Origin of the sequence: Cellulosimicrobium funkei (genome assembly GCF_004519295.1) — a bacterium.
Lineage (GTDB): Bacteria > Actinomycetota > Actinomycetes > Actinomycetales > Cellulomonadaceae > Cellulosimicrobium > Cellulosimicrobium funkei.
In genome coordinates, this window is the sequence record NZ_SOZH01000016.1 from 1 (window position 1) to 5,600 (window position 5,600).

Here is a 5,600-nt window from a genome sequence, read left to right on the forward strand (position 1 = left end):
GGTGTGTGTCGGTTGTTTGAGAACTCAACAGTGTGCTTGTTAGTCAATGCCAAATTTTTTGTCCCTGTGGCATGGCTGGCCTGGTTGCCCGTCCGGGTGGTTGGGTTGGTTGTGTCTGGGATTCCTTTGGTTGATTTCGGAAGATGATGTCATCTTTCGTGTTGATGCCAGTTTTGTGAACCCTGTTGGGGTTCGCTTCGTATGGATTGTTCACTGCCGGGGTTTGTCCTGGTGGTGGGCGTTGTTCATTTACGGAGAGTTTGATCCTGGCTCAGGACGAACGCTGGCGGCGTGCTTAACACATGCAAGTCGAACGATGATGCCCAGCTTGCTGGGTGGATTAGTGGCGAACGGGTGAGTAACACGTGAGTAACCTGCCCTTGACTTCGGGATAACTCCGGGAAACCGGGGCTAATACCGGATATGAGCCGCCTTCGCATGGGGGTGGTTGGAAAGTTTTTCGGTCAGGGATGGGCTCGCGGCCTATCAGCTTGTTGGTGGGGTGATGGCCTACCAAGGCGACGACGGGTAGCCGGCCTGAGAGGGCGACCGGCCACACTGGGACTGAGACACGGCCCAGACTCCTACGGGAGGCAGCAGTGGGGAATATTGCACAATGGGCGAAAGCCTGATGCAGCGACGCCGCGTGAGGGATGAAGGCCTTCGGGTTGTAAACCTCTTTCAGCAGGGAAGAAGCGCAAGTGACGGTACCTGCAGAAGAAGCGCCGGCTAACTACGTGCCAGCAGCCGCGGTAATACGTAGGGCGCAAGCGTTGTCCGGAATTATTGGGCGTAAAGAGCTCGTAGGCGGTTTGTCGCGTCTGGTGTGAAAACTCGAGGCTCAACCTCGAGCTTGCATCGGGTACGGGCAGACTAGAGTGCGGTAGGGGAGACTGGAATTCCTGGTGTAGCGGTGGAATGCGCAGATATCAGGAGGAACACCGATGGCGAAGGCAGGTCTCTGGGCCGCAACTGACGCTGAGGAGCGAAAGCATGGGGAGCGAACAGGATTAGATACCCTGGTAGTCCATGCCGTAAACGTTGGGCACTAGGTGTGGGGCTCATTCCACGAGTTCCGTGCCGCAGCAAACGCATTAAGTGCCCCGCCTGGGGAGTACGGCCGCAAGGCTAAAACTCAAAGGAATTGACGGGGGCCCGCACAAGCGGCGGAGCATGCGGATTAATTCGATGCAACGCGAAGAACCTTACCAAGGCTTGACATGCACGGGAAGCCACCAGAGATGGTGGTCTCTTTGGACACTCGTGCACAGGTGGTGCATGGTTGTCGTCAGCTCGTGTCGTGAGATGTTGGGTTAAGTCCCGCAACGAGCGCAACCCTCGTCCCATGTTGCCAGCGGGTTATGCCGGGGACTCATGGGAGACTGCCGGGGTCAACTCGGAGGAAGGTGGGGATGACGTCAAATCATCATGCCCCTTATGTCTTGGGCTTCACGCATGCTACAATGGCCGGTACAAAGGGCTGCGATACCGTAAGGTGGAGCGAATCCCAAAAAGCCGGTCTCAGTTCGGATTGGGGTCTGCAACTCGACCCCATGAAGTCGGAGTCGCTAGTAATCGCAGATCAGCAACGCTGCGGTGAATACGTTCCCGGGCCTTGTACACACCGCCCGTCAAGTCACGAAAGTCGGTAACACCCGAAGCCCATGGCCCAACCGTTCGCGGGGGGAGTGGTCGAAGGTGGGACTGGCGATTGGGACTAAGTCGTAACAAGGTAGCCGTACCGGAAGGTGCGGCTGGATCACCTCCTTTCTAAGGAGCTACCAACCCTCGTCCGCTGGTGTTTGCTGGTGGGTGGGTGGTTCAGGTGCCACGCCATCGCCGTCCGTGTGGTGGGTGGTTGCTCATGGGTGGAACATTGACGAAAGAGCTTTCTTGGTCTTGCTGGTGTCAGTACCTGCCGGCTCGCTCGTGCCTCTTCGGGGGTTCGTGCGGGTGGTGGTGGAACATCACGGGTGGGGCTGGGGGGCTTGTCGAGCACACTGTTGGGTCCTCAGGTCACCGGCCACCGGTTGGTGGGGTGCCTGGTACGGGCCGGTCCTTGGACCACGAACCGCTTCGTCTGCGCTCTTGTATGAGGGTGTGGGTGGGGTAGGCGGGTCTGGTGGGGTCGGGGTCGTTGGTTGTTTGAGAACTGCACAGTGGACGCGAGCATCTTTGTAAAGATCAAGACGCACCCTTTGGGGTGTGGTTCTTGGTTCTCTGCAGTTTTGTTGTTTTTGTTGAAGTTTTTAAGGGCACAGGGTGGATGCCTTGGCACTAGGAGCCGAAGAAGGACGTGGTAGCCTGCGATAAGCCTCGGGGAGCTGGCAAACGAGCTGTGATCCGAGGGTTTCCGAATGGGGGAACCCCGCACGAGTCATGTCGTGTGACCCGCACCTGAATATATAGGGTGTGTGGAGGGAACGTCGGGAAGTGAAACATCTCAGTACCGACAGGAAGAGATATTCCGTGAGTAGTGGCGAGCGAAAGCGGATGAGGCCAAACCGGGCGCGTGTTCAAGCTGTCAGGCGTTGCGTGTTCGGGGTTGTGGGACCCTTCTGGTGGATCTGACAGTCCACCGGGGAGTGAGAAAGCCGTGTCATAGTCGAACCGCATTGAAAGGCGGACCACAGACGGTGCGAGTCCGGTAGACGAAATGGTGCGGCCTCCCGAAGGGGATCCCAAGTAGCACGGGGCCCGAGAAATCTCGTGTGAATCTGGCAAGACCACTTGCTAAGCCTAAATACTACCTAGTGACCGATAGCGGACCAGTACCGTGAGGGAAAGGTGAAAAGTACCCCGGGAGGGGAGTGAAATAGTACCTGAAACCGTGTGCCTACAATCCGTTGGAGCCTCCTTGGCTGGGGTGACAGCGTGCCTTTTGAAGAATGAGCCTGCGAGTTAGTGCTCAGTGGCGAGGTTAACCCGTGTGGGGAAGCCGTAGCGAAAGCGAGTCCGAACAGGGCGCCCATAGTCGCTGGGTCTAGACCCGAAGCGAAGTGATCTAGCCATGGGCAGGTTGAAGCGCGGGTAAGACCGCGTGGAGGACCGAACCCACCAGGGTTGAAAACCTGGGGGATGACCTGTGGTTAGGGGTGAAAGGCCAATCAAACTTCGTGATAGCTGGTTCTCCCCGAAATGCATTTAGGTGCAGCGTCACGTGTTTCTTGCCGGAGGTAGAGCTACTGGATGGCCGATGGGCCCTACAAGGTTACTGACGTCAGCCAAACTCCGAATGCCGGTAAGTGAAAGCGTGGCAGTGAGACTGCGGGGGATAAGCTCCGTAGTCGAGAGGGAAACAGCCCAGACCACCGGCTAAGGCCCCTAAGCGTGTGCTAAGTGGGAAAGGATGTGGAGTTGCACAGACAACCAGGAGGTTGGCTTAGAAGCAGCCACCCTTGAAAGAGTGCGTAATAGCTCACTGGTCAAGTGATTCCGCGCCGACAATGTAGCGGGGCTCAAGTACACCGCCGAAGCCGTGGCATCTGCGCTCAACTCAGGCCTTCGTGGTCCAGAGGCGCAGGTGGGTAGGGGAGCGTCGTGTGGGCGGTGAAGCCGCGGGGGAACCCAGCGGTGGAGCCCACACGAGTGAGAATGCAGGCATGAGTAGCGAAAGACGGGTGAGAAACCCGTCCGCCGAATGACCAAGGGTTCCAGGGCCAGGTTAATCCGCCCTGGGTAAGTCGGGACCTAAGGCGAGGCCGACAGGCGTAGTCGATGGACAAGGAGTTGATATTCTCCTACCGGCGAAGAACCGCCCATACCGAGCCCGGTGATGCTGACCGCCCAAACCTGCCCATCGACCCTTCGGGGTCACCGGGCAGGGGCGCGCGGGACCCAATCCGGTAGTAGGTAAGCGTATTAACAGGGGTGACGCAGGAAGGTAGCCCGGCGTGGCGATGGTAGACCACGTCCAAGGCTGTAGGCCGTCGGGTAGGCAAATCCGCCCGGCATCAAGGCTGAGAGCTGACGGTGAGCGCACAAGCGCGAACTGGGTGATCCTATGCTGCCAAGAAAAGCCTCGACGCGAGGTTCTAGCCGCCCGTACCCCAAACCGACTCAGGTGGTCAGGTAGAGAATACTAAGGCGATCGAGAGAATCGTGGTTAAGGAACTCGGCAAAATGCCCCCGTAACTTCGGGAGAAGGGGGGCCCGAAGCGTGAACACCCTCGCGGTGGGAGCGTGGACGGCCGCAGAGACCAGGGAGAAGCGACTGTTTACTAAAAACACAGGTCCGTGCGAAGTCGCAAGACGATGTATACGGACTGACGCCTGCCCGGTGCTGGAAGGTTAAGAGGACGGGTCAACCCTTCGGGGTGAAGCTCAGAATTTAAGCCCCAGTAAACGGCGGTGGTAACTATAACCATCCTAAGGTAGCGAAATTCCTTGTCGGGTAAGTTCCGACCTGCACGAATGGCGTAACGACTTCTCCGCTGTCTCAACCGCGAACTCGGCGAAATTGCACTACGAGTAAAGATGCTCGTTACGCGCAGCAGGACGGAAAGACCCCGGGACCTTTACTATAGCTTGGTATTGGTGTTCGGTGCGGCTTGTGTAGGATAGGTGGGAGACTGTGAAGCCCGTACGCCAGTGCGGGTGGAGTCAACGTTGAAATACCACTCTGGCCGCTTCGGATGTCTAACCTCGGTCCGTGATCCGGACCAGGGACAGTGCCTGGTGGGTAGTTTAACTGGGGCGGTTGCCTCCTAAAATGTAACGGAGGCGCTCAAAGGTTCCCTCAGCCTGGTTGGCAATCAGGTGTCGAGTGCAAGTGCACAAGGGAGCTTGACTGTGAGACTGACAGGTCGAGCAGGGACGAAAGTCGGAACTAGTGATCCGGCGGTGGCTTGTGGAAGCGCCGTCGCTCAACGGATAAAAGGTACCCCGGGGATAACAGGCTGATCTTGCCCAAGAGTCCATATCGACGGCATGGTTTGGCACCTCGATGTCGGCTCGTCGCATCCTGGGGCTGGAGTAGGTCCCAAGGGTTGGGCTGTTCGCCCATTAAAGCGGTACGCGAGCTGGGTTTAGAACGTCGTGAGACAGTTCGGTCCCTATCCGCTGCGCGCGCAGGAAACTTGAGAAGGGCTGTCCCTAGTACGAGAGGACCGGGACGGACGAACCTCTGGTGTGCCAGTTGTTCCGCCAGGAGCACCGCTGGTTGGCTACGTTCGGAAGGGATAACCGCTGAAAGCATCTAAGCGGGAAGCCTGCTTCAAGATGAGGTTTCCATACCCTACGGGGTGAGAGGCACCCAGCAGAACACTGGGTCGATAGGCCGGACGTGGAAGCGGGGACGAAAGACCCGTGCAGCTGACCGGTACTAATCAGCCGACAACTTCAACACCAAACACTCTTGTGCTACGCGTCCACTGTGCGGTTCCCGAACCACCAACACCACACCCCCCCACGGGGTGCCCCAGGTGTTGACACGGTTCAACAGAGTTACGGCGGTCACAGCGAAGGGGAAACGCCCGGTCCCATACCGAACCCGGAAGCTAAGCCCTTCAGCGCCGATGGTACTGCCCTGGAGACGGGGTGGGAGAGTAGGACGCCGCCGGACAACCCTTCACCGAAGGCCCACCCCACACGGGGTGGGC

The 5,600-nt window shown here is 58.2% G+C and carries 3 rRNA genes; all 3 read left to right on the forward strand.

Features of this window, described 5'->3' with window-relative positions:
- The first annotated feature begins 248 nt into the window (after positions 1-248).
- The 3 genes from E1O70_RS19690 to rrf all read left to right on the forward strand — a co-directional run bounded on the left by E1O70_RS19690 (position 249) and on the right by rrf (position 5,563).
- A 16S ribosomal RNA gene (locus tag E1O70_RS19690) occupies positions 249-1,770 on the forward strand.
- Positions 1,771-2,239: 469 nt separating this feature from the next.
- Positions 2,240-5,347 (forward strand): 23S ribosomal RNA (locus E1O70_RS19695).
- Positions 5,348-5,446: 99 nt separating this feature from the next.
- A 5S ribosomal RNA gene (gene rrf / locus E1O70_RS19700) occupies positions 5,447-5,563 on the forward strand.
- The 16S, 23S and 5S rRNA genes sit together here, the layout of an rRNA operon.
- Positions 5,564-5,600: the final 37 nt, after the last annotated feature.